Raw genomic sequence first — 23,899 nt, 5'->3', positions numbered from 1 at the left:
CACTCCCCGCCTCACGTTTTCGTGTCCGCCGGAGTTCGCAATGGCGCAACTTGCGCTTCCTACCTCGATCGATTTTCTGCCCCCTCCCATGCTCCACAATGAGCAGGGCGAGGTGCGCACGGTCGGGGTGGAGATCGAGTTCGTCGGCCCCTCCGCCGAGAAGACGGTGCAGGCTCTGCAGGAGGCCCTTGGCGGCCGTCTCGTCGAGGCAGACCCGCATTCCTTCGCCCTGAAGGATTCCGCTATCGGGGAGCTGACGGTGGAACTCGACAGCCGCATCCTCCATCCGGGGAAAGGCGGGGGGAACCGCAAGGGCATGCTGCCCAAGATCGCCGCCCTCTTCGGCTTTGCTGCAAGCTACCTCGTACCCTGCGAGCTGGTGACGGCTCCAACCCCGGTGGATCGCCTGCAGGAGCTCGACCGCATTCTCGACATCCTGCGCAAGCTCGGTGCGAAAGGCACGCAGGATGCGCCCTTTTATGCTTTCGGCCTGCACTTCAATCCCGAGATCCCACGCCAGGATGCGGAGACGCTCACGGCTTTCATGAAGAGCTTCGTGCTCCTGAACTCCTGGCTGCGCCGAGAGGTCTCGCCCGACCGGACCCGTGATCTTCTCGGTTTCGCCGATCCATTCCCCGTCGATTACGTGCGCAGGATCGTCTCGCCCGATTACTGGCCCGACATTCCGCGCTTCATCGACGATTATCTGGCCGCCAATCCTACCCGTAACCGCGACCTCGATCTGCTGCCCCTTCTGCATCATTTCGACCGGGAGCGCGTGAGAGCCGTACTCCCCAACGAGAAGATCAACGGGCGTCCGACCTTCCATTACCGGCTGCCCGACGCCCGAGCGAGCGATCCAGGCTGGAGCATCGCACCGGACTGGAACCGCTGGGTAGCCGTCGAACGGCTGGCGGCCGACCGCGAAAAGCTCAATGCGGCAGGAACCACGTATCTCGGCTTCAAAGGCGAGGACAAAAGCTGGGCCAACGTGGTGGAACAGGTCGTACGGTCATGACGAGACCCCTGATCGGCGTCACCACATCCCGCCGGGGTGGATGGCGCAGCTATCTCATGCATCGCCTGGCGCTCTTTCGCGTGGGTGCGCGTTCCGTGCGCCTGATTCCGGGAGAACCTTTACCGGAAGAGCCCTTGCAGGGTCTCATCATCGGCGGGGGAGACGATATCGGCGCTGAGATCTACGGCGGCAAGGTTCTTCCCGACGTGCGCATCGACCCCGACCGCGACAAGATGGAGCTGACGCTTCTGAAGGCGGCCCTGCCCGCGCAACTCCCTGTTCTCGGCATCTGCCGCGGATCGCAGATGATCAATGTCGCGCTCGGCGGAACCCTTCACACGGATATTTACGAGGTTTACGTGCAGGCGCCCAAGATGCGCACCGTGCTGCCGAAGAAGCGCGTGTCCATCGAGCGCGATTCACGGTTGGACGGAATCCTGCACTGCAATCCCTGCTTGGTGAACGCATTGCATCATCAGTCCGTCGACCGGCTCGGCGATGGATTGAAGATCGCGGCGCGTGACGAAATCGGAATCGTCCAGGCGATTGAGAACGAGAAGGCTCCGTTTCTCATCGGCGTGCAATGGCACCCGGAGCTTCTGGTCTGGAAGAAGCCGCAGCAGAGGCTGTTTGCCGCTCTCGTGAGGGCCGCCGAGGACGTTACGGCGCCTTTGGGGGTTGCGGCTCTCGCGTCCTGATTCAACTCACGCGTTTGGTGGAGCGTGGAAACAGCGGCACGACCTTGTTGTCTTCATCCTTCGGCTTCAGATGGCGCTGAATCGCCGCATGCAGGTCGCGGCTGACGATGGGCTTGTTCAGCAACGGGAATTCACTCGCCTCGTCGGCCAGGACGGGGCTGCCCGTGATCAGCAGCACCGGAAGGCCAGGGAAGATCTGTCGCACTTCGCGCGCCAGCATTACGCCGTTCATGGTTCCGGGCATGGCCACATCCGTGAGCACGAGGCCAGGCCTGCGCGCATTCAGGTTCCTGATCGCCTGGGTGGCGTCCGTGGCGATGCAGGTAACGTAGCCGAACTCTTCCAGGGTCGATTGCAGAGCCAGAGCCACCTCGAGCTCGTCATCCACGATGAGGACTTCCACATTCTGCCGCTCGCCCTCGCTCGGCGGGTCGTCCTCACTGGCAATGCCGAAGGACAGCATCGTGGCGGCCTGCGCGCGGGGCAGGTACATGGAGATCGTCATCTCGGATCCATTGCGGGACACCGTCGAAGCGCCGCCGATGCCTTGCAGGAAATGCAGGCTCCTGTTCAGGCGCAGCCAGGACGTTACATCCATGTCCTCGAGGACAAAGGTCTGCTCCGTGCTCTCATCCGCATCCTCCGAGCCCTCGGAAGCCGAGATGCTGCAGATTCGAAGCTCTACGAAATCGCCCTGAATCTGGAGATTCGGCAGGGAGCCTTTATCCACGGCCGTATTCTGCGCCTCCAGGGAAATCGTGCCGCCCTGCTCCAGCGCATCGCGCACATAGGCACTCAAAGTAACGATCGCGGTTTCGATATCGTCCGGATCGGCTTCCACGGGCCAAAGCTCTTCATCGAGAGACAGGCGCAGCTCCACCGTATCGCGCAAAAGGGAGCGGCCCATGAGAGCCGCAACCGAACTGATCCTCTCGGAGAGATCCAGGTACTGAACCTGCGGCTCGCTCTGGCGTGCGAAGGCGGTGGATTTCGCAATCAGCTTGGCTGCCTGATCGGACGCAACGAGAGCCGAAAGCAGCTTGCGCTGAATTCCCGGCTGATCCTTCATATGGCGGGCCACTGCGTCGATATTGGCGCTGATCACCATGAGCTTGTTGTTGAGGTCGTGCGTGATGCCGTCCCGGAGATGCTCTAGGGCCTGCGCCTTCTGGTCACGGCGCAGCGTCTCCCCATCCTCTTCCGGGATCGGATCGTCGATGAGCTGGAAAGGCTCGGGCTCCGCCGTGACGGGCTGCTCCACGGTGAGGGCTTCGAAGATCGAGGCATCCTCGATGGCCTGCTCCTGCTCCTCGAATATCCTCCCGATCTGCCGTGCGACTAGGAGGGGAGCACCCGCCGCGATCATCAGGAAGAATGCCAGGGCGATCACCAGCGCTTCCGAGTTGCGGGTATAGGCAGCCGCTGCCAGCGCCACACCTGACAGGATCAGGGCGCAGGACAAAGCCAGAAAAGGAAGCCTCAGAATGGCCTGCACGGGTTGCTCGCGTTTCTCACAAAGTCATTGACCTGACGCCCGCAAGACGCCACTTCGGAACCTTATCTTGTGTAGCACGAAGGCCTGACAAGCGAGATTCCTATCGCAATAACGTTTTCGTGCCTAGTGAAGGAGATGAATGTGAGGCTTTCCTGTGTCCTAGGCCTTCTTTCCGCTCTGGTCGTATCCAGCCTGCCCTTCCAAGAGGTTGCAGCGCAGGAGGCTATCGAGCGCCGCGTGAATGAGCTGCTCGGACAGATGACGCTGGAGGAGAAGGTCGGACAATTGAACCTCGTATCCCACGGCCCCCCGCTGCGTTGGGAAGATATTTCCGAGGGGAAAGCCGGCGCGGTTCTGAACTTCAACAATGCTGCCGATGTGGCCCGAGCCCAGGCTCTCGTCCAGCAGTCGCGCCTCAAGATTCCGCTGCTGTTCGGCCTGGACGTTCTGCATGGTTTCCGCACCCAGTTCCCTCTTCCCTTGGGGGAAGCTGCCGCATTCAATCCGCGCCTCTCCTTCCTTGCTTCCGAATGGGGAGCGAAGGAAGCGTCCCACGTGGGCGTGAACTGGACCTTCGCGCCCATGGCCGACCTCTCGCGCGACAGCCGCTGGGGCCGCATCGTGGAAGGGTTCGGCGAGGATCCGTATCTCGGCTCGGTTCTGACGGCCGCCCGCGTCAACGGTTTCCGCAAAGGCGGGCTTGCCGCCACCACCAAGCATTTCGCGGGCTACGGCGCACCGCAGGGCGGGCGCGATTACGACACCACCTATATTCCCCGCGCAGAGATGCACGACACCTATCTGCCGCCCTTCCGTGCCGCGGTGGAAGCCGGCTCTGCGAGCTTCATGGCGGCCTTCAACGCACTTAACGGCGAGCCTTCGACAGCCAATGCATGGCTGCTGACGGATGTGCTGCGCAAGCAATGGGGCTTCGACGGATTCGTGACATCCGATTGGGTCGGCGTCGGCGAGCTCATCCTTCATGGCGTCGCCGCAGATGGAGCCGAAGCCGCACGCAAGGCGATCCTTGCCGGTGTCGACATGGACATGATGGGCCATCTCTACATCAAGCATCTGCCGGATGAGGTGCGGGCCGGACGTGTGCCTGAGAGTGTGGTCGATGAATCGGTTCGCAGGATCCTGCGAACCAAGATACGCCTCGGCTTGTTCGATCATCCTGCTATCGACCCGAAGCGAACGGAAGCGGCTCCGTCTGCGGAGGCGCGCCAGGCTGCACGCGAGGTCGCGCGCGAAACGCTCGTTCTCCTCCAAAACAAGAACGACCTTCTGCCGATAAAATCCGATACGCGCTCGATCGCGGTCATCGGACCGCTGGCCGATGCGCCGCACGACATGATGGGTCCGCATGCCGCTCGCGGCCACAAGGAAGACAGCATCACGATGCTTCAGGGCATTCGACAGCGTGCCCAGTCGGCCGGTATTGCCGTAAGCCACGCCCCTGCCTGCGATCTCATGTGCCGCTCGACGGAGCAATTGCCCGCCGCCATCGAGGCTGCCAAGCAAGCCGATCTCATCATCGCGGTATTCGGCGAGCCACAGGAGCTTTCGGGCGAGGCAGCCTCGCGCGCCCATCTCGAACTCAACGGCAAGCAGACCGAAGTGCTGGAAGCACTCGCCGCCACCGGCAAGCCTATCGCGCTCGTGCTCATGGGCGGGCGCCCGCAGGTATTGGGCGCGATTGCGGAGCGCGTGCCGTCGATCCTCATGGCCTGGTATCCCGGCACAGAAGGCGGCAACGCCGTCGCCGATGTGCTGTTCGGCGATGTCAATCCCAGCGGCAAGCTGCCGGTCACATGGCCCCGCGCCACGGGACAGCTGCCCATGTACTACAATCGATTGCCTTCGAGCCGTCCGACCATTCCGGGCAACCGCTTCACGCTGAGTTACATCGATGAGGCGATTTCACCTCTCTATCCGTTCGGCTGGGGCCTCAGCTACACGCAGTTCGCTTATTCGGATGCCGCCATTGCGCAGCCGAGGCTCGATGCCGGGCAGATGCTGGACGTATCGGTGAGCGTGACGAACAAGGGCTCGCGGGCCGGCCAGGAAGTGGTGCAGCTCTACACCCGCGATCCGGTGGCCAGCCGCAGCCGTCCTGTGCGTGAGCTGAAAGCCTTCGAGAAAATCAGCCTCGATCCCGGCCAGACGAAGCGTGTGACGTTGCGCGTCCCCGTCGAATCCCTCGGCTTCCATCTCGACGACGGCAGCTATGTCGTTGAGGCCGGAGCGATCCAGGTCTTCGTCGGCGGCAGCTCCCTTGCCGATGAAGTCGGCCAAGCGGAGATCATCAACACGATCAACATACCGCCCGACGAGCGGCGCGTCTCTGCCGCGACAAGCATCGTTCAATAGTTTTCTGAAAGCCGTCCGAAGCCTGCTTCGGGCGGTTTTTCACTGATGGACCCGACCGGGCCGGCGCAGTAAGCTAAGCGCCGATGAACCTACCGCCCTCCTCTCCCAAGCACCGCGTCATCGCCGCCCGGACCCTGAGGTCGGTGAAGGCGATTGCTGCCTCGGAGCGCACCGGAGCGGCGGACACCCTCCTCGGCATGGCTCTCACCTTCATCGCAGGTGCGATCAATGCAGGCGGCTTCCTCGCCGTCGGGCAATATACTTCGCACATGTCCGGCATTGTCTCATCGATGGCGGATAACCTCGCGTTGGGGAGCGTTGCGATTGTCGCTATGGGCCTTGCCGCCTTCATCCCCTTTGTGTCAGGGGCTGCCTGCTCGGCCATTCTGATCAACTGGGGCCGGCGGCATCGGCTCGGCAGCCGCTATGCCCTACCCCTGATGCTGGAGGCCATTCTTCTCTGTATTTTCGGGGGGCTTGGATGGATGGTCCATCCTTCGCCGGGTTTCGTCGCAGCCGCAGTGCCTCTCCTGTGCTTCGTCATGGGGCTGCAGAATGCAACGGTCACGAAAATTTCCGGCGCGCGGATGAGGACGACCCATGTCACCGGCATCGTGACGGATATCGGAATCGAGCTCGGCAAGCTTCTCTACTGGAACCGGAACCCGCATCTTGGCAACATCGTGCTGGCGGACCGCGGGAAATTGCGCCTGCTTATCCTGCTGCTCAGCTCATTTTTCATCGGCGGCATCACGGGAGCGATCGGATTCAACTATTTCGGCTTCCTGTTCGCCCTGCCCTTTGCCCTTCTGCTGCTGCTTCTTGCTGGGCCTCCCCTCGCAGACGATGTGTTCGATCACGCCGGACACCCGCACAGGTCGTAGCCGCCTCTGCCGGTAACAAGGAACATCCGGCGAGGCTCATCGGTTCATGCTCTAGAAGCGGAGCCGCAATTGATGCCGAACGTCACCCGAAATCCCGTCGAGACACTTGCGCGTTTAGGATATGGCGCGCGTGGAGTGGTGTATGGTCTCGTCGGCGGTCTGGCTCTTCTTGCGGCCATCGGCTCAGGTGGGCAGACAGGAGGCAGCCGCACCGCTTTGGAAACCTTGCTCACGCAGCCTCTCGGCCGGTTCTGGCTGGTTCTGATCGCGCTCGGCCTATTCGGTTTTTGCATCTGGCGGGTTGTCGAGGCGCTGACCGACGCCGACCAGCGTGGATCCGACATGAAAGGGTGGGCAATCAGAGGCGCTCATCTCATCAGCGGCATCATCTATGCCGGTCTTGCTATCTCCGCATTGAACCTCGCCCTGGGCCGGGAATCCGGCGGCGGAGAGGACCAAGCCGCACAGGATTGGACAGCGTGGCTGATGAGCAAACCCTTCGGGTTGTGGCTGGTAGGGCTTATCGGCCTTATCGTGGTGGCAACAGGCATAGGCTTCGCCTGGAAGGCCTGGCGCGGCGATGTTGCCGCTCATCTTTCACTGCCAGCCGACAAGAAAAACTGGGTGGTCTCTCTAGGGCGCATGGGGTTTGCGGCAAGAGGCATCGTTTTCTTGATGACTGGCGGCTTTCTCATCCTGGCCGCCCTGCGCAGTTCCTCCGAAGAGGTCCATGGCCTCGGCGGCGCGCTCAAGGCCCTGCAGCAACAACCCTATGGCTGGGCGCTTCTGGCGCTCACAGCCACCGGCCTTTTCGCCTTTGGCCTCTTCGGCCTCGTCCAGGCGCGCTACCGCCATATCGACGCGCCCGATCTCGAAGACGCAAAAGCAGCCATCGCCCAGGCAAGACGCTGATAAAGAGCGTTTGAGGAATACGCGCCCGGCAGCTGCATCATGGCGCGGGATGAGCGTCTTATCCACGTCTGTCCAGCGACATTGGCGATCATGCACAGCTTCCTCCGTTACGCGTCTTCCCCAACAGCGTCGCCCCCGTCGGACGAAGCAAAGCCATATTCGGAAGACAACAGCGCGATCTTTCGCTCTGCAAGAGCGATCAGAGCGCTTTCAGGCATGGAACCTCTCAGTTCATGCATCGCATCTTTGATCTCGTTGAGAATTCGCACCATCACCGGCGAGAGATCGTCGGACAGATTCTCCTTGAGCAGTTTCCGTTCCAAAACCATCGGCAATGCTCCACTCGACGCGAAAACGCGAAACGCATTTTGAAAATGTGCGGAGGCGAGATCGTGCTCGGTGGAAATGCGGGATCCCACAAGCCGCCAAGGCTGTCTCGCCATGCTTGAAAATAGGAGCGGCATCGGTTGGATGTGCCGCCTATTTCGAGCTTAGGCGCATCAAATCGTCTTGATGCTTACGATCGCATTACGAATGTGTAATGCACCCGTCTGCCCAGGGAGGTGCCATTTATCACACGAGGCGATCGAACATTCTTACGATATAACGAATTTTCCTCGTATCGGCTTGGCTGCCTTCTTAGTCCGCAACTCCCTATAGAATTCTGCCAGACGGGCGTTGCAACCTTCGGAGCAGTAGATCCGATAGCTCGACCGCCTCGCATTCTGTCACCACATCGAATGCTGGAAAAATAATCTGGTTTGAACAGAAGATCCGCTCATGAGCTGAAGAAAATCAGTTTGTAAGGTTTTTAAAGAGGCGATTCTCACTCCAAACTCAAAGCAATAGAGCCTCTTTTAGAATCAATCTGATCTTATCCTAAACCCTTGATCTATCTTATTTCTTTCAGATATCTCCTCAACGTCGCCCCTGATCCTCATCAGGCTTTCGGTGATTGATCGAAACTGCCGTCGACATCTGTGAACAGCGTCTTTCGGGAACGCTGAAACCGCGCGCTTGGCGCTTTCACGAATGCTCACCGGCACAAGGAGAACATCCATGCGCCAAGCCAAGTGGAAAGCCGTGAAGGCTATCATCGCAATCGCGACCTGCACCTCCACGATGGCCTGTTTCGGCGTCATGGCTGTGGCACAGGATGCTTCGAAGGCCTCGACGCCCCTGCGCGTCGAGCTGAACAAGATTGAAGCTTCCGGCGAGAATTGCCGCACGTATTTCCGGATCGACAATCGTCAGGAAGAAGCCTGGCGCTCCCTCAAGCTCGACCTGTTCGCGCTCGACAAGGACGGCATCGCCGCCAAGCGGCTGGCTGTCGAAGTCGGTCCCGTGCCGGCCCGCAAGACGCTCATCAAGCTCTTCGACTTTCCAGGCCTGAGCTGCCCGCAGCTCGGAAGCGTGCTTCTCAACGACGTCGTAGCCTGCGAAGGCGCTGCCGCCTCGCGCGAGGAGTGCCTTGCCGTCATCGAGACTGGCTCGAAAGTCGAAACCGTTCCCTTCGCCAAGTGAGGTAGAGCCATGGAACAGATTGCAGCCGCACCCTCCGTCGCCCCTGCCCTTGCCCCTGCGCATGACCTGTCGTTCCTCGGCCTCTTCATGCAGGCCGATCCCATCGTCAAAGGGGTCATGATCCTGCTCGTGCTGGCATCCGTGGCTTGTTGGACCATCATTCTGGACAAGCTCCTCCGCATCAGGGCCATCCGTCGCCAGGCCCGCACCTTCGAGGCCAGAGCGCGCGCGGGAGAGAAGGTTGATCCGCAGATGCCCGGGACCTCCGGGCGCATCGTGGCGGCGGGCTATGAGGCGTGGCGCGATCAGGATCCGTCGGAAAGCCGCGCGGAGCGCCGCGAGCGCATCGAGCGCGCCATGCGCGCCACGTTGTCCGTCGATCTTCGCCAGCTTCAGGTGGGCCTCTCATTTCTGGCGACCACCGGTTCGGCCGCTCCGTTCATCGGCCTGTTCGGCACGGTGTGGGGCATCATGAATTCGTTCTCGGCCATCGCGTCGAGCCAGGACACCAGCCTTTCCGTTGTCGCACCCGGCATTGCGGAAGCGCTGTTCGCCACGGCCATCGGCCTCGTAGCGGCAATCCCGGCCGTGATCGCCTACAACAAGCTTTCCACCGATCTCGGACGCCTGCAGCAATCCTTCGCCTCCGGCATTACCGCTCTCGGTGATCGTCTCGCCCGCGACCGCAAACTTCACATCCGGTCGGAGGCCGCTGAATAATGGGCATGGGGCCACTCCGCTCATCGGAATCCGACGACGAGTTCGGCGCAGCGCCACTGTCCGAAATCAACGTGACGCCGCTCGTCGACGTGATGCTCGTGCTGCTCATCATCTTCATGGTGGCGGCCCCGCTCATGACAGTCGGCGTGCCCGTGCAGCTGCCGAAGACGGCGGCACCGAAGGTGTCACAGCCGAAGCAGCCCGTCGTCGTCAGCATCGACAGCCAGGGCCAGCCTTTCCTCGACAAGGAGCCGCTGGCGCCTGAAGCCGTCATGCCGCGCCTGAAAGAACTGGCGAGCGCCGATCCTGCGCAGGTGGTTCTGGTGCGTGGGGACAAGGCCGTGCCCTACGGCCGCATTGTCGAGATCATGGGCCAGATCAATGCAGCGGGCTTCAGCAAGGTATCCCTGATCGCGCAAGCACCCAGCGGCTCGGCTCCCTGAGGCTGCAATCGTTCCGATGTCCGTTCAGAGCACACACCAGAACACACCATCAATGCAGGAGCCGGGCCGAGTAGGACTGGCTTTCCTCATGGCGCTTGCGCTGCATGCGGGTGCGCTCGTGGCCGTGGCAATCTGGCAATCGCGGGCTGAATTGAGCCCACCAGGCGAGCAGGAAATCACCATCGATTTCGCTCCTCCCATGGAAAATCTCGTATCGGTCGCGCCTGCGGAAGTACAGGCCATCGAGTCGCCTCCAACGGAGGTCGAAACGCAGCCGGTCGAAGCTCCGACAGAAGCCGTGCCCGTTGAAGAGCAGGTTGAGGAAGCCCCTCAGGAAGTCGTGGAGGCCACAGAGGTCGAAGCCGTGCCCGTCGAGGAAACAATCGCTCCAGACGCCGTTCCCGCCCTCGACCCTAAGGAGGCGGTGATTGCCCAGCCTTTGGAAGAGAAACCTAAGCCTAAGCCGGTCAAACCCGCTCCGAAGAAGGAAGAGCGCAAGCCCGATCCCAAGCCGCGCCGCGCGGCTGCCGAGCGTGCGCCTCCTCCGTCGAATGCCAGCCAAGGGCAGGCATCAGCGTCTCGTGAAAACATGCAGGGATCGGCAGCGTCTGCCGATCCGAACGTGCTCAACCGCTATGTGGCAAGTCTTGCGGCATCGCTCCGCAGCCGCCTTCGCTATCCCGATCGGGCGCGCAGCCAGGGCGTTACGGGAGTCGCAACTGTGCGCTTCTCCATGGATCGCTCCGGCCAGATCCTCAGCGCTTCCCTCGTCAGGAGCGCCGGTGATGCTTCCCTTGACGCGGCCGCCTTGGCGGCCGCGCGCCCGGGCTCATCGCTTCCGGCTGCACCGGCGGCCCTTCCTCAGCAGCAGTTCACTTTCTCGGTGCCCCTGCAATTCAATCTCCGCAGATAGGAGTTTCCTGCGCTCAGACGTGGCGTGGCGTGCCAGAGGCAACAATCAGGGAGAGACAATCTCCCATCACTGACAAGCGGGCGGGACCTTGATTCCCGCCGGTGAGGACAACAAGAAATGACCAATCAGGACGCAACAGAAATGTCGTTCCGCCGGGCCGGGCTTTGGGGGCTCCTTGCAACGACGGCGCTCGGCGGGCTCGTGCTCTCAGCGCAGGCTGCTCAGGCGCAGAATGCTCCGCAGGCCAATGGAGCCATCCAGCTCGAAACGGTGACCGTGACTGAGCAGCGCGAGAGCGGAACAGGCCCCGTGAACGGCTATGTCGCCAGGCAGACGACAAGCGGCAGCAAGACCGACACCCCGCTCATCGAGACGCCTCAATCCGTTTCCGTCGTGGGACGTGAGCAGATCGAGGATCAGGGCGCGCAATCGGTCGTCGAGGCAACCCGCTATTCTCCCGGCGTTCGCTCCGAGTCCTTCGGTGCCGACCCCCGAAACGATTGGTTCCTGATCCGCGGCTTCCCCGCCCAGACGACGGGTTACTATCTCGATTCCCTGCAGCTCTTCTCGACCTCGTTTGCAACGTTCAAACTCGAGCCCTATGGCCTCGAGCGCATCGAGATCCTTCGCGGCCCCTCTTCCGTTCTCTACGGCGGCGGCAATCCCGGCGGTCTCGTCAACGCCATCAGCAAGAAGCCGCCCATGACGCCGTTCCGTGAAGTCACGGTGGGCGTCAACAATTATGGCAACACGTATGGTGCCTTTGATCTCGGCGGGCCGGTCGCACTCAACGGCGATGGAAATCAGTTCTATTACCGCATCGTCGGTCTGGGCCGCATCGGCGACACGCAGGTCGATCACACGGAAGACAACCGCGCCTTCATCGCGCCGAGCCTGACCTGGAAGCCGAATCAGGACACGACGCTGACGATCCTGGGCTCGTACCAGAAGGATCAGACGAACGGCCAGAACTTCCTGCCGTATGAAGGCACTGTGGTTCCAGCGCCTTTCGGCCGCATTCCGACGAAGCTCTTCACCAGCAATCCCGGCTTCGACTCCTTCGAGCGCGAACAGGCGATGATCGGTTACCAGTTCGAGCATCGCTTCAACGAGACTTGGACGGTGCGCCAGAACTTGCGCTACAACCATCTCAAGATCGACTTCGCCACGCTTTACGGCGGCGGCTACGCCGCTGCTCCGACTGCCAACGAGGCGCTGCTCTCCCGCTTCAACTTCGTCACGAAGCCGAGCGTCGATCTCTTCACGGTCGACAATCAGGCCGAGGCCAGGTTCGCAACCGGCCCTCTTCAGCACACCTTGCTGCTCGGCCTCGACTACAAGCGCTACAGCATCGACGACGAGCAGGGTTTCGAGTTCGGGCCTTCGCTCAATCTCCTGAACCCGGTCTATCCGCCCGCCACGCCGACGACGTCGCGCTACGTTCTGGGCAACACGACCCAGACGCAGGTCGGCGCTTATGTGCAGGATCAGGTTAAATTCGACCGCTTCACTCTGGTGCTGAGCGGACGCCAGGACTGGGTGAACACGGATAACACGAACAACCTCTTCCCCTCGTCGAGCTATGAAGGCAACGACAGCAAGTTCAGCGGTCGCGTGGGTCTGGTCTACAACACCGATCTGGGGCTTGCGCCGTACGTGAGCTATTCGCGCTCCTTCGATCCGCAGATCGGCACCAACTTCGCCACGGGCCGTCCGCTCGATCCGGAAACCGGCGAGCAGATCGAGGTGGGCCTCAAGTATCAGCCGGTCGGTATGAACAGCTTCGTCACTGTCGCCATGTTCGACCTGAAGCGCCAGAACGTGCTCACGACCGATCCGAGCAACGCCCTCTTCCAGGTTCAGACCGGCGAAGTGCGTTCGCAGGGCGTCGAGTTCGCGGTCAATGCCAACCTGATGGAAGGCCTCAACCTCGTCGGCGCCTATACACTCTACGATCTGGAAACGACGAAGGATCTCAACCCCGCCAATATCGGCCTGATGCCGACGGGCACGCCGGAAAGCTTCGGCTCCCTGTGGCTCGACTACACGGTGCAGGAGGGAACCTTCAGAGGCTTCGGCGTGGGCGCTGGCGTTCGTTTCGTCGGCGAGTCCTATGCGGATGCGGCGAACACGCTCACCGTGCCGAGCTATACGGTGGCCGATGCAGCCCTGCATTACGAGCGGGACAACTGGCGTGTGGCGCTGAACGTGTCGAACCTGTTCGACGAGGTTTATGTCGGCTCCTGCTCCGGCCCGGCAGCCTGCTTCTATGGCGACCGCCGCAAGGCGACGCTCAGCGCGAGCTACAAGTGGTGATGCAGGCACTGTTCCGGCAGGACGGGACTGAGGACAGAACCGATTCGTCGGGGCTGTCCGGTCCTATGTTCGAGATGGAGGGCGCGAGCGTTTCCATCGACGGACATGTGCTGCTTGCCCCCACATCCCTCACCCTGAAACGGGGATGCGTTTACGGGATCATCGGGCACAATGGATCGGGCAAGTCCACGCTCCTCAAGCTCCTGGGCCGTCAGGCTCAACCGAGTGGCGGCTCGATCCGCTATGCCGGAACACCTGTTGAAGATTATGGCGCGCGGGCTTTCGCGCGCCATGTCGCCTATCTGCCGCAGCAGACGCCTGCTACCACTGGCCTCACCGTTCGCGAGCTCGTCAGGTTCGGGCGCTATCCCTGGCACGGCCCGTTGGGCCGTATCTCGGCGGAGGACCACCTGAATGTCGTCGAGGCCATGCAGCTGGCCCAGCTGGACGATCTCGCGGATCGTCTTGTCGACACCTTGTCCGGCGGCGAGCGCCAGCGCGCTTGGATCGCCATGCTGGTGGCGCAGGACAGCAGCTTCATTCTCCTCGATGAGCCGACCTCCGCGCTCGATCTTGCGCACCAGATCGAGGTCCTTCGCCTTCTGCGCAATTTGAGCCGCAGCCGCAATCTCGGCGTCGTCGCCATACTCCACGACATCAACATGGCCGCCCGCTTCTGCGACGAGCTGATCGCTCTCCAGAGAGGCCGGATCCGGATCCAGGGCAAGCCCGACGATCTCATGCGAAGCGACGTGCTTGAGAATGTCTACGGCATTCCCATGGAAGTGATCCGCCATCCCGCGTCCGAAGCGCCGATCGGATTTGCCCGATGAGAAGAGGTCTCAATCGCCGCGAATGCCTTGCTGCCCTCCTGCTCCCGATGGCTCCGGCTTTCGCGCAGGATGCGGGCAAAGCGCCTCCGCGCGTGGCGATCGTCGATTGGGGCCTCACGACATCCGTTCTCTCTCTCGGCATCACGCCCGCAGGCATCGCGGAAATCGATCTCTATCGCCGGTGGGCTGATGATTTTCCGATTTCTCCAGACATTCAGGATGTCGGCCTTCGCACGGAACCGAACCTCGAAGTTCTCGCCTCCCTGAAACCCGATCTGATTCTCACGACGCCCTTCAGCGAAAACGTGCGGCCGCTCCTCGAGCGCATCGCTCCGACGCGTTCCTATGCAACCTACACGCCCGACGGGCATCCCCTCGCACGCTCGGCGCAGGTCTTGCGCGAGATTGCCCGAGAGTTGCACGCCGAGGCCCGAGCACAGGCCGTCATCGTTCAGGCGGAGGCTACTTTCACGGCAGCAAGAGCAAGCCTTGCAGGACGCAAGATCCCGCCTCTTCTCTTGGCTGGATTCATGGATGGCCGTCATACCCGTATTTATGGCGCCGACAGTCTCTTCGGAAACGTTCTCGACCGATTGGGCCTGCGCAATGCCTGGAACAAGCCCACGAATTTCTGGGGCTTCAGCCTTGTCGGCATCCACGAGCTCGCGCCTTATGCAGAGGCCGGGCTTCTCGCGATTGCTCCCATTCCGCCGGAAGCGCCCCTGAATGCATCGGGTGAAGGCCTGTGGCGCAGCCTGTCCTTCGTGCGCGCGGGACGGGTCGGAACGCTGCCGACGACCTGGGCCTTCGGCGATGTCTCCACCGCCGAGCGGTTTGCTCGCAGCTTGACCAAGACGCTGCTCGACAAGGAGAGCCTCCGTGCAGGCTAACTCCGCTTCCCGTTCGGTTGTGTTGGCCGCAGGCCTTGCCGCTCTTGCTGTGACCTGGGCAATCGTCCGTCTCAACAGCCAGTTGCCTCTGCATCTGTGGACACAGGCCTGGCTGCATCCTTCTCTCGAGGATGCGCAACAGCTCCTGTTTCATTACAGCGCCCTGCCGCGGCTTGTGACGGCTGTTTTGTGCGGAGCGGCGCTGGGGCTTGCGGGCACGATCTTTCAGCATGTTCTGCGCAATCCCCTCGCCTCGCCCACGACCCTTGGCGTCGAGGCGGGTGCGCAGCTTGCGCTCGTGATAGCGACGATCTGGGCGCCTTTCCTGCTCGGCGTCGGCCGCGAGTTCGTGGCAGTCGCCGGTGCCTTGGGCGTCACAGCGCTCATTTTCGCCGTGTCGTCGGCGCGCGGGTTCTCGTCTCTCACGCTGATCCTGGCAGGCCTCGTCATGAGCCTGTTCTGCGGTTCCCTGGTTGTGGCGCTGAAACTCCTGAACCAGGAATACATCTCCTCCCTTTACATTTGGGGAGCAGGATCCCTGGCGCAGCAGGATTGGTCCGCGGTAACCTATCTGTTGCCGCGTCTGCTGGGCTGCGCCTTTGCCGCCGCATTGCTTGCGCGCCCCCTCGTCGTCCTCACGCTCAGCGACGAAAGCGCAAGCGCGCTTGGCGTGTCCTTGCGCTGGCTTCGCATCGCCGCTCTCTTCATCGCGGTCCTGCTCACCGCCTTCGTCACATCGGCTGTGGGCATCATCGGCTTCATCGGGCTCGCGGCACCGCAGATCGCGCGCCTGTCAGGCGCACGGCGTTTTCAGGAGCGCCTCGTCGTGGCGCCCCTCATGGGGGCAGGCCTGCTGGTTCTCGTCGATCAGGCGGCTCAGGCTTCCAGCGGCAGCTTTTCGGATTTCCTGCCCACAGGCGCCGTGACGGCTCTCCTCGGAGCCCCGCTTCTTCTGTGGCTGCTGCCGCAGCTGAAATCGTCGAGCAACGATCTCGCACCGGGTTTCATCGCACCGGCGACGGCATACAGACCGGGCATCCTCTTTCCGCTTCTCATGACAGGTCTCGTCGCCGTCACTCTCGCCAGCATCCTGCTCGGACGCTCCACACAAGGATGGTCCATTGCCGACGGCGAAATGCTTGCGGCTCTCGCGGAATGGCGCGTGCCGCGGACAAGCGTCGCATTGCTCGGCGGCGCGATGCTCGGCATGGCGGGCGTTCTTCTTCAGCGCCTGACCCGCAATCCGGTCGCGAGCCCCGAAGTGCTGGGTATCGGTACCGGCGTCGCGATCGGCATTCTTCTCAGCATGGTGATCAGCACCGCGCCGGGGCGCGGATTGCAACTGGCCATGAGCTCTGCGGGCGCCTTCACCGTGCTCGCATTTCTTCTCTGGCGCGGCATCAAATCCCGCTCCGCTCCCGATCAGATGCTTCTGACAGGCATTGCACTGAGCGCGTTTCTCGATGCCATCATCGTGAGCTTCATCGCATTGGGTGATCCGCGCGCGGCGCAGCTTCTCGCATGGCTTGCGGGTTCCACCTACAGGGCGGATGCAACGACCGCGTGGATGACGCTGGCGATCGCGGCACCGCTGCTCCTGGCGCCCCCCTTCTTCTCGCGCACCTTGGACATTCTTCCCCTCGGCGAGGAGACCGCGCGGGAACTCGGCGTCGATCTCAGGCTCGCGCGTCTTGCCATCATGGGATTGACGGCGTTTCTCACCGCCGCTTCCGTTCTGGCTATCGGCCCACTCACATTCGCGGGTCTCGTCGGACCTCATCTGGCGCGCGCGATCGGCCTTCGCCGCGCGTTCGAGCAATTGATCGGCGCGGCTCTGATCGGCGCCATTCTCATGATTCTGGCCGACTGGCTCGGCCGCATCGTCATCTTCCCCTTCCAACTGCCTGCCGGACTCGTGGCGGCCCTGATCGGCGTTCCATACCTGATCTGGCATCTCACGAGACGCGGGCGGTAAGCGCTTGTTCGAGAGGATTCCTCCCATGTCCCTGAACGCAACTTCCCCGCAGGAGCCCAAGCTGCAGCTCTGTGTCCTGCATGTGGTGCGCACCTACGATCTTACGCCGCATATGCGCCGGATCGTTCTGGGCGGCAGGGATCTCGAAACCTTCGATGTGCCGAGAAATGCGCTTGGGCCCTACATCAAGCTCCTGATTCCGCCGAAAGATATCGAGCCCGAATGGCCGGTCCTGAATGACGATGGACGCCTGATCTGGCCCGCTCTCGAAAGACGCCCCGTCATGCGCACCTACAGCGTGCGCCATTTCGACAAGGGGAATTGCGAGCTGCATGTGGATTTCGTCATGCACGGAGATCGCGGAGTAGCCTCTGCCTGGGCCAACCGTGCAAAACCCGGCGACTCTGTCGGCCTGTGGGGACCGGGCTGCACGACCACGCAGAACATCGACTGGTATCTGTTCGCCGGCGACCAGACGGCGCTGCCCGCCATCGCCTTCATCCTGGAGAACCTGCCGGCCACGGCGCGCGGGGAAGCCTATATCGAAATCCCCGCCGAATCCGAAAAGCAGACTTTCAGCAAGCCATTGGGCGTCGATGTCAGGTGGCTCCTCGGCAAGGGCGAGACCTCGGCGCTCCAGGACGCCGTGAAGGCTGCCTCATGGCCGGCCCACAGCCGCGTTTTCGTCTGGGCCGGAGCGGAAAGCGCGAAGGCGCGCTCTATCCGCTCCCATATGCGCGCGCAGCGCGGCCTTGATCGCGATCAGATGTACATTCTCAATTACTGGAGACGTGGCCAGGCCGAAGGCGGTTTCGGCTACTTGGATTAGAAGGCTGGCCTCACCGGGCGAGAGATCGCCCGGATGGAATGAAATGGCGTCCGCGGAGGGACTCGAACCCCCGACCTCAGGTTTCATACCACTTCGGCTTTCGCCGCCGTCCGGAAGGACGTTCGTGGCCTGGACTGTCCCTTCACCCTAGGCCTTGCGGCCCTTAGGTGCTGCCCGTCCAGTCTCTACACCTTCCCCGTGAAGGGGCTTGGCTCGGGATTGGCATGCCGCGAGTGCGGCGAAGCGTTCCCCGACTTTGAGCAGATCGATTGCAGCGTTTCCGACTGCAACCCCCGATTTTGAAAACAGGAAACCTTTGCTCTGTCCTGCTGAGCTACGCGGACGTCCCTTCTCTCCTAAAGCGGTCCGCCGTCCAAGGCAACAGGGGGCCTGCATCCATGCGCGACGGAACCTGCCGCGCTTCATCCGGTTTGGTGTGGGCAAACGGAGGCATTCCATGGCTCAGACCCTGCGCGACTTTCTCAAAAAGGTCGAGAAACTGCCGCCCGACACCCTGCTCTGTGTCGCAGAGGTGGACGAGGCTTTCGCCACCCATGTTGAGGAGTTCGAGATCGTCGAGAATGCCAAGCCGCAGAACAGGCGGACTGAAAGCCTGGAAGCGGTGGAGCTAGGCAACGGCAACCAGACGGTGGTGGTGATCCGCTGGTAAGAAAAAGCCTCCTGCCGAGCCTGCAGTCTATCGCACGCAACGATCAGGATTTTCGCGATGACCAATTCCAGCCAGCGCAACCAGCGCGATACGGGCGGCAAGCCAGATATACCCCGGCAAGTTGGCATGTCGCATCAGGAGAGCCGCGACCACAACAGGCACAACCCCGCACAGGAAAAGCAATAGCCCTGCATGTCCGAGCCTAGCCCCTCGCTTTGAACCGCTTATGATCCCTGTTCGGACCGGGATCGGGCATGCGAATCGGAATTGCGCTGGGCATATGGGCTGCATCGGTACTTGGGGCGGCTGCACAGGAACGTGTGTCGTCACGGATGCACGCAGCCGCCTGCACGAATGAAACGCGGCAGGACCGGCTGGAAGCCATTTCCGCCGAGGGTGAGCTCATTCTCGGCTTGGAGCGTCTGGCGAGGCTCGCCGGCGTCCGGATTCCCGAGACGCACAGGCAACAGGCCATGGACTGGCTCAAGGCCAGGATCGGCCAACCTCTTCTCGTAACTGCGCAAGGAAGCCGTGACCGGTGGGGCCGCATGCCCCTGCGCGCCAAGCTTGTTCAGGGCTCGCGTACCCTCGACCTCAGTCACGGACTTGTCGAAGCGGGCTTGGCCCTTGTCGATGCGAGCGCCGATTCCGCGCTTTGCCAGCCTGAATTGCTCGCGCTGGAGGAGACGGCTCGCGAACGACACCTTGGTCTTTGGGCCGATGGCCGCTATAACCCCATTCCTGTCGACCAAGCCGATCGCTTGAAAGAGCGCGTCGGCAGCTTCGTCATCGTCGAAGGACGAGTTCGCAGCGTCGGCGAACGCAAGCAGAAAACCTATTTGAATTTCGGGGGGCACTGGGCAGACGACTTCACGATCATCATCCCGAAGAGAACTTGGATGAGGATGGCCGAGCGGGGGCTCTCGGCCGATTCGCTGAAAGGCAGCACTCTTCGAGCCCGAGGCATTTTGCAGTCTTGGCAGGGAACGGCACTTACCGTTGATTTACCGGAGATGATCGAACTCCTTGAAGGCAGACGCCTTCAGGGCGACCGAGGTGAAGATAAACGCTTGGCCCGATAAGCGAGCATGCGCGATAAACGTCACACAGGTACGCTCCGGATCGCCACTGGCCTGATGATCGCAGGCTTGGTCTCAGCCTGTTCAGGTTTCGGCAACACCTCACTGCCGGCCAACGCGCCCCGGGTGATCGGGCCGGATCGCGACCGCGACCATATCCGTCTCGTGTCAGCCTTTGGCGGCGAGGGCCGCGCGCCGCAGATGCAGCGTCTTCTCAGCGATGCTGTGAACAGGCTCGTCATGGCCACCGACCGGCCCGATGAGTCCTATCAGGTCACGATCCTCAACTCCCCCGTGGTAAACGCTTTCGCCCTGCCGAACGGACGCCTCTACGTCACGCGCGGTCTGTTAGCGCTTGCGAACGACACCTCCGAGGTCGCGGCTGTGCTCTCGCACGAGATCGCCCACGTCACCCTTCGCCACGCCTCTCAGCGCAACGAGCTGCAGGCCCGCTCCGAGCTGATCGAGAGGGTGGCAGAAAATGTCCTGAACAATGCCCAGGAAGCTGCCGTGGTGCAGGACCAGGCGCGCTCGACGCTTGCGAGCTTCTCGCGCTCGCAGGAACTCGAGGCCGACAAGACCGGCATCACAGTGCTCGCCCGCGCGGGTTTCGACCCTTATGGCGCGCCACGCTTCCTCACGGCGCTGGGCCGCTCTGCCAGCAGTTCCAGCAATAGCGGCCCAGGCCGGGTCGATTCCCATCCCAGCACCGCTGAGCGCATCGCCAAGGCGCTGCAGGCCGCCCGACGCGCGGGCCCTCCCGGCATGGGCGAAACGGGCAAGCTTGAATACATGACGGCCCTCGATGGCCTCCCCTACGGAGACGATCCCAGCGACGGCGTCGTGAAAGGCCGCCGCTTCACCCATGCGCGTCTCGGCGTCGCTTTCGAGGCGCCGGAAGGCTTCACCCTGGAGAACACCTCCCAAGCTGTTCTCGGCTCCTCGGCCGATGGTGAGCGCCGCCTTCTCTTCGATGCCGCCGATACTCCCGCTGGCCAGAGCCTGGAAGAGGTGCTGCGTTCCACGTGGACGGACACCATTGAGGCGGGAAGCCTGCTGACGACGACGATCAATGACCTGCCTGTAGTGACCGCTCTCTCGAACGGCAAGGAATGGACCTTCCGCCTCTCGGCCATCCGCATCGGCAACACCACCTACCGCCTGATCATGGCGGCCCGCAGCGGCGGCTCCGACCTGGAAAACATGTTCCAGCGGACGCTCAACAGCGTGCGACAGCTTCAGCCGGAGGAGGCCCGCCGTATCCGGCCGCTCAAGCTCCAGATCGTAACCGCTCAGCGGGGCGACACGGCCCAGTCGTTTGCCTCCCGCATGCCAGTCGATCGCGCCCTCGACCGCTTCCTGCTCCTCAACGGTCTTGAGCGGAGCGGGCCCTTGAGGCCGGGTCAGCGCTACAAGATCGTTACGGAGTAATCTCGCCCCTTGAGGCTAGTGATTGAGGAGAGTGCCTGTTCGGCCATGCACGACAGCCTCACGCCGTCATGACCTCCTCACGCCCAGTATGACGGTAGGTCGAGACGCGCTCAGGGACATATCCTCCCCCTCATGCACATGCGCCCAAAACGAAACAGGCGAGCCGGTGTCCGGCTCGCCTGAATGGTTCTAAGGGTCTCGAAATCCTTAGACGAAAGCACCTGAGGCCTGGGGATACTTGTCCACCAGCGCTCGCTTGAGCTTCTCCAGGGCGCGGTTCTCGATCTGGCGCACGCGCTCCTTCGAAATGCCCAGACGGTCGCCGAGGAATTCGAGGGTGACCTGCTCGTCGTCGAGGCGGCGCGCCTGCAGGATGCGCAGTTCGCGCTCGTTGAGCACTTCGAGAGCCTGCTTGAGCCAGCGCACGCGGCGTTCGGTGTCGATCACGTCGCTCACGCTCTCGTCAGGCAACGGGCTGGTGTCCACGAGGAACTCCACACGCTCCGCCGAGTTCGACGGGTCGGCATCGAGCACCGGCGCGTTCAGCGAAGTGTCGGGAGCCGAAAGGCGGGCATCCATGAGGGCGACGTCGGCCTTGGACACGCCGATGGCCTCGGCGATCTTCGCGTGCACGTCCGAAGAGATGCGCTCCTCACCACCCCGCGTCAGGCGAGCGCGCAGGCGGCGGAGGTTGAAGAAAAGAGCCTTCTGAGCGGAACTTGTTCCGCCACGGACGATTGACCAGTTGCGAAGGATGTAGTCCTGCACAGAAGCGCGGATCCACCATGTCGCGTAGGTCGAGAAACGGACTTCCCGCTCCGGCTCGAACCGAGCGGCGGCTTCGAGAAGGCCGACATGACCTTCCTGAACGAGATCCGCCATCGGCAGGCCATAGTGGCGAAAGCGGGCCGCAAGCGCGATCACGAGACGCATATGAGCAGCAGTCAACTGGTGAAGAGCTGTCTCGTCGCCATGATCCTTCCAGCGCACGGCAAGCTGATGCTCCTCTTCTCTTTCGAGAAAAGGTGCATTCATGGCGGCGCGAACGAAACGACGACGAACGCCTGAGATTTCTCCCATTGTGTCCTCCCTTGGCAGAGACACAACGAGCGAGGCCGGAAAAAGTTCACTCCTTACAGCCAAGTTTTGCAAAATAGATTCCAAAACCCTGACGACAAGGTGCACCCGCAAACAAAAAGCCTGGCGCAAGGCCAGGCTTTGAAAGGGTTTGTCGAGGAGGGCGCGATGGTTACGCGGCTTCCTCCTGCGCGTCGTCGCCATCGGCATCGTCACCCTCGGCGCCCTTGGCGCGACGGGGAGATTTCGCCAGGCTCTGCTCGATGAGCTTGAGGGCTTCGGTATCCGTGATCTTGTTCACGGCCGCGATCTCACGCACGATACGATCGAGAGCGGATTCGTAGAGCTGACGCTCACTGTAGGACTGCTCGGGCTGGGCCTCGGAGCGGTACAGGTCACGCACGACCTCGGTCACGGCGATCAGATCGCCGGAATTGATCTTCGCCTCATATTCCTGAGCGCGGCGCGACCACATGGTGCGCTTCACGCGGGCACGACCCGTCAGAACGTCCAGAGCCTTTTGAACCAGGGCGGGCTCGGCAAGCTTGCGCATGCCGACGCTGGCAGCTTTCGCGGTCGGGACTCGCAGGACCATCTTGTCCTTGTCGAAAGAGACCACGTAGAGCTCCAGCTTGAAGCCGGCGATTTCCTGCTCCTCGATGGCCGTGATGCGGCCGACGCCGTGAGCGGGATAAACAATGGCTTCGCCAGACTTAAAACCCAGGCGCGGGGTGGACTTCTTGGCGGTTGTCATGCGAGAGAGGCCTCCTTGCATGGTCCCTTGCCCTCAGGCTCAGGAGCGATGGTTCCACTGAGCAGGGACCCAGGGGAACAGGAATGAGATGAGTGCATGCGGAACTTGACTATTCCGTGCGACTCCCTGATGTAAGCAGTAGCTCAAAAGCACTCCGCCTGGGCTCAAAAGTAAGGGTAAACCCCTTTCGGCCAAGTTTCGTGCGTTATTGCTTCAGTGTGTGAACCGACGACCTGCGGGGGACGGCGCACGGCTTGAGCGCAAGCGACGGCATTTGCAGACCCTATCACAGTCTGGCCGAAAAAGCAAAAATATTTCAAAGCATAGCGTAAAGAGGCACGGTTTATGGCCGTGCTTCAAGAGCCCTCAGGCTTAGTCGCCTTCGCCTGGATTAGGCGAGAAATAAGCCTCGAACTTGCCAGCGACGCCATCGAATTCCTTGGCGTCGGCCGGGGCGTCCTTCTTCTGGGTGATGTTGGGCCAGCTCTTGGCCATATCGGCATTGAGCTTCAGCCATTGCTCGAGGCCGGGCTCAGCATCGGGCTTGATGGCCTCGGCGGGGCATTCCGGCTCGCAGACGCCGCAATCGATGCACTCATCCGGGTGGATGACGAGCATGTTCTCGCCCTCGTAGAAGCAATCCACCGGACACACCTCGACGCAGTCCATGTATTTGCACTTGATGCAATTTTCAGTGACGACGTAGGTCATGGACGGTCCTTCGAGGGTCTTTCCAAAAATACTAGCTCTGCCGCCGCTCTAGCCCTTGTCGCCTTCGCTGACAAGCATCCCCTCGCCTTCATTGAGGTCAGCGTAGAGCTGCCTTGCTTCCGGCGCAGGCCCCCGGCGCTGCCCGAGGCCTTCCACCCGCACCACCAGGGTCGTGCGGGCGAGAGCGAGAGTGATCACGTCACCGACGGCAACCGCCTTGGCGGCACTATCCGTGCGCTGCCCGTTGACCCTGACGAACCCGCTCGTGACGAGCTTGGCGGCCAGTGTCCGGGTTTTGGCAAAGCGTGCGAACCAGAGCCACTTGTCGAGCCGCTGCCGGTCCTCACGCATTCG

Annotated in this window: 25 protein-coding genes; 18 read left to right on the top strand and 7 right to left on the bottom strand. The window is 62.0% G+C overall.

Annotated features, from left to right (window positions below; all coding sequences use genetic code 11):
• Positions 1-40: 40 nt before the first annotated feature.
• Positions 41-1,018, top strand: coding sequence for an amidoligase family protein (locus tag BLP10_RS04795; RefSeq protein ID WP_175493782.1), 978 nt, complete (start codon positions 41-43; stop codon positions 1,016-1,018).
• The gene (locus BLP10_RS04790; RefSeq protein WP_091130945.1) at positions 1,015-1,716 is read left to right on the top strand and encodes a gamma-glutamyl-gamma-aminobutyrate hydrolase family protein; all 702 of its coding nucleotides are present in this window, start codon (positions 1,015-1,017) and stop codon (positions 1,714-1,716) included. Before BLP10_RS04795 ends, BLP10_RS04790 begins: the two co-directional genes overlap by 4 nt.
• Position 1,717: 1 nt before the next feature.
• On the opposite strand, the gene BLP10_RS04785 is transcribed toward BLP10_RS04790, so the two are convergent.
• A complete protein-coding gene (locus BLP10_RS04785; RefSeq protein WP_091130941.1) occupies positions 1,718-3,211 on the bottom strand; it encodes a response regulator in 1,494 nt (497 codons plus the stop codon).
• 141 nt (positions 3,212-3,352) lie between these two features.
• Between BLP10_RS04785 and bglX the strand changes: the two genes are divergently transcribed.
• The 3 genes from bglX (at position 3,353) to BLP10_RS04770 (ending at position 7,380) form a co-directional block, all read left to right on the top strand.
• Positions 3,353-5,584: a beta-glucosidase BglX gene (gene bglX / locus BLP10_RS04780; protein WP_244510395.1), complete on the top strand. Its 2,232-nt coding sequence runs from the start codon at positions 3,353-3,355 to the stop codon at positions 5,582-5,584.
• 83 nt (positions 5,585-5,667) lie between these two features.
• Entirely contained in the window at positions 5,668-6,468 is an 801-nt protein-coding gene (locus BLP10_RS04775) for a YoaK family protein (protein WP_091130934.1), read from the top strand.
• Between the two features lie 72 nt (positions 6,469-6,540).
• Positions 6,541-7,380: a DUF1206 domain-containing protein gene (locus BLP10_RS04770; RefSeq protein WP_091130931.1), complete on the top strand. Its 840-nt coding sequence runs from the start codon at positions 6,541-6,543 to the stop codon at positions 7,378-7,380.
• Positions 7,381-7,487: 107 nt separating this feature from the next.
• Here BLP10_RS04770 and BLP10_RS22790 read toward each other — a convergent pair whose 3' ends face one another.
• Positions 7,488-7,844, bottom strand: coding sequence for a hypothetical protein (locus tag BLP10_RS22790; protein ID WP_139165436.1), 357 nt, complete (start codon positions 7,842-7,844; stop codon positions 7,488-7,490).
• A gap of 595 nt (positions 7,845-8,439) precedes the next feature.
• On the opposite strand from BLP10_RS22790, the gene BLP10_RS04760 reads away from it, so the two are divergent.
• From BLP10_RS04760 to BLP10_RS23820, 11 genes are all read left to right on the top strand, one after another.
• Positions 8,440-8,904: a Tat pathway signal protein gene (locus BLP10_RS04760; RefSeq protein WP_175493780.1), complete on the top strand. Its 465-nt coding sequence runs from the start codon at positions 8,440-8,442 to the stop codon at positions 8,902-8,904.
• A gap of 9 nt (positions 8,905-8,913) precedes the next feature.
• A complete protein-coding gene (locus BLP10_RS04755) occupies positions 8,914-9,624 on the top strand; it encodes a MotA/TolQ/ExbB proton channel family protein (RefSeq protein ID WP_091130924.1) in 711 nt (236 codons plus the stop codon).
• Positions 9,624-10,067, top strand: a complete 444-nt coding sequence (gene tolR / locus BLP10_RS04750; protein WP_091130920.1) for a protein TolR — start codon at positions 9,624-9,626, stop codon at positions 10,065-10,067. Before BLP10_RS04755 ends, tolR begins: the two co-directional genes overlap by 1 nt.
• Positions 10,068-10,083: 16 nt before the next feature.
• Positions 10,084-10,980: an energy transducer TonB family protein gene (locus BLP10_RS04745; RefSeq protein ID WP_244510394.1), complete on the top strand. Its 897-nt coding sequence runs from the start codon at positions 10,084-10,086 to the stop codon at positions 10,978-10,980.
• Positions 10,981-11,097: 117 nt separating this feature from the next.
• A complete protein-coding gene (locus BLP10_RS04740; RefSeq protein WP_244510393.1) occupies positions 11,098-13,296 on the top strand; it encodes a TonB-dependent siderophore receptor in 2,199 nt (732 codons plus the stop codon).
• Positions 13,296-14,129, top strand: a complete 834-nt coding sequence (locus tag BLP10_RS04735; RefSeq protein ID WP_425286935.1) for an ATP-binding cassette domain-containing protein — start codon at positions 13,296-13,298, stop codon at positions 14,127-14,129. Before BLP10_RS04740 ends, BLP10_RS04735 begins: the two co-directional genes overlap by 1 nt.
• Positions 14,126-15,019, top strand: a complete 894-nt coding sequence (locus BLP10_RS04730) for an ABC transporter substrate-binding protein (RefSeq protein ID WP_091130910.1) — start codon at positions 14,126-14,128, stop codon at positions 15,017-15,019. Before BLP10_RS04735 ends, BLP10_RS04730 begins: the two co-directional genes overlap by 4 nt.
• Positions 15,009-16,994, top strand: coding sequence for a Fe(3+)-hydroxamate ABC transporter permease FhuB (fhuB, locus tag BLP10_RS04725; protein WP_091130907.1), 1,986 nt, complete (start codon positions 15,009-15,011; stop codon positions 16,992-16,994). Before BLP10_RS04730 ends, fhuB begins: the two co-directional genes overlap by 11 nt.
• Positions 16,995-17,019: 25 nt before the next feature.
• A complete protein-coding gene (locus tag BLP10_RS04720) occupies positions 17,020-17,823 on the top strand; it encodes a siderophore-interacting protein (protein WP_091130903.1) in 804 nt (267 codons plus the stop codon).
• 457 nt (positions 17,824-18,280) lie between these two features.
• A complete protein-coding gene (locus tag BLP10_RS04715) occupies positions 18,281-18,493 on the top strand; it encodes a sugar phosphorylase (RefSeq protein ID WP_091130900.1) in 213 nt (70 codons plus the stop codon).
• Positions 18,494-18,550: 57 nt separating this feature from the next.
• Positions 18,551-18,679, top strand: a complete 129-nt coding sequence (locus BLP10_RS23820) for a hypothetical protein (RefSeq protein WP_280141072.1) — start codon at positions 18,551-18,553, stop codon at positions 18,677-18,679.
• A gap of 140 nt (positions 18,680-18,819) precedes the next feature.
• Here the strand turns inward: BLP10_RS23820 and BLP10_RS23475 are convergent, their stop codons facing one another.
• Complete coding sequence (locus BLP10_RS23475) at positions 18,820-18,996, bottom strand: hypothetical protein (RefSeq protein ID WP_244510423.1); 177 nt, start codon at positions 18,994-18,996, stop codon at positions 18,820-18,822.
• Between BLP10_RS23475 and BLP10_RS04710 the strand changes: the two genes are divergently transcribed.
• Together BLP10_RS04710 and BLP10_RS04705 are read left to right on the top strand one after the other, a co-directional pair.
• Entirely contained in the window at positions 18,967-19,575 is a 609-nt protein-coding gene (locus BLP10_RS04710; protein ID WP_244510419.1) for a thermonuclease family protein, read from the top strand. The two genes, BLP10_RS23475 and BLP10_RS04710, sit on opposite strands and share 30 nt — an antisense overlap.
• 6 nt (positions 19,576-19,581) lie before the next feature.
• Positions 19,582-21,003: a M48 family metalloprotease gene (locus tag BLP10_RS04705; RefSeq protein ID WP_091130892.1), complete on the top strand. Its 1,422-nt coding sequence runs from the start codon at positions 19,582-19,584 to the stop codon at positions 21,001-21,003.
• 207 nt (positions 21,004-21,210) lie between these two features.
• Here the strand turns inward: BLP10_RS04705 and BLP10_RS04700 are convergent, their stop codons facing one another.
• From BLP10_RS04700 to BLP10_RS04685, 4 genes are all read right to left on the bottom strand, one after another.
• The gene (locus BLP10_RS04700; protein WP_091130889.1) at positions 21,211-22,083 is read right to left on the bottom strand and encodes an RNA polymerase factor sigma-32; all 873 of its coding nucleotides are present in this window, start codon (positions 22,081-22,083) and stop codon (positions 21,211-21,213) included.
• A 169-nt stretch (positions 22,084-22,252) separates the two neighbouring features.
• Positions 22,253-22,834: a CarD family transcriptional regulator gene (locus tag BLP10_RS04695; protein WP_091132049.1), complete on the bottom strand. Its 582-nt coding sequence runs from the start codon at positions 22,832-22,834 to the stop codon at positions 22,253-22,255.
• A gap of 372 nt (positions 22,835-23,206) precedes the next feature.
• Positions 23,207-23,545, bottom strand: coding sequence for a ferredoxin FdxA (gene fdxA, locus BLP10_RS04690; RefSeq protein ID WP_091130886.1), 339 nt, complete (start codon positions 23,543-23,545; stop codon positions 23,207-23,209).
• A gap of 48 nt (positions 23,546-23,593) precedes the next feature.
• Positions 23,594-23,896 carry an RNA-binding S4 domain-containing protein gene (locus BLP10_RS04685; RefSeq protein ID WP_091130882.1) on the bottom strand — a complete coding sequence of 101 codons (303 nt, stop codon included), beginning with the start codon at positions 23,894-23,896 and terminating at the stop codon, positions 23,594-23,596.
• Positions 23,897-23,899: the final 3 nt, after the last annotated feature.

The sequence above is a fragment of the Microvirga guangxiensis genome (assembly GCF_900102135.1).
Taxonomy (GTDB): Bacteria; Pseudomonadota; Alphaproteobacteria; order Rhizobiales; family Beijerinckiaceae; genus Microvirga; species Microvirga guangxiensis.
The sequence above is the reverse complement of the archived record's forward strand: the minus strand, read 5'-3'. Positions and strand labels throughout refer to the sequence as shown.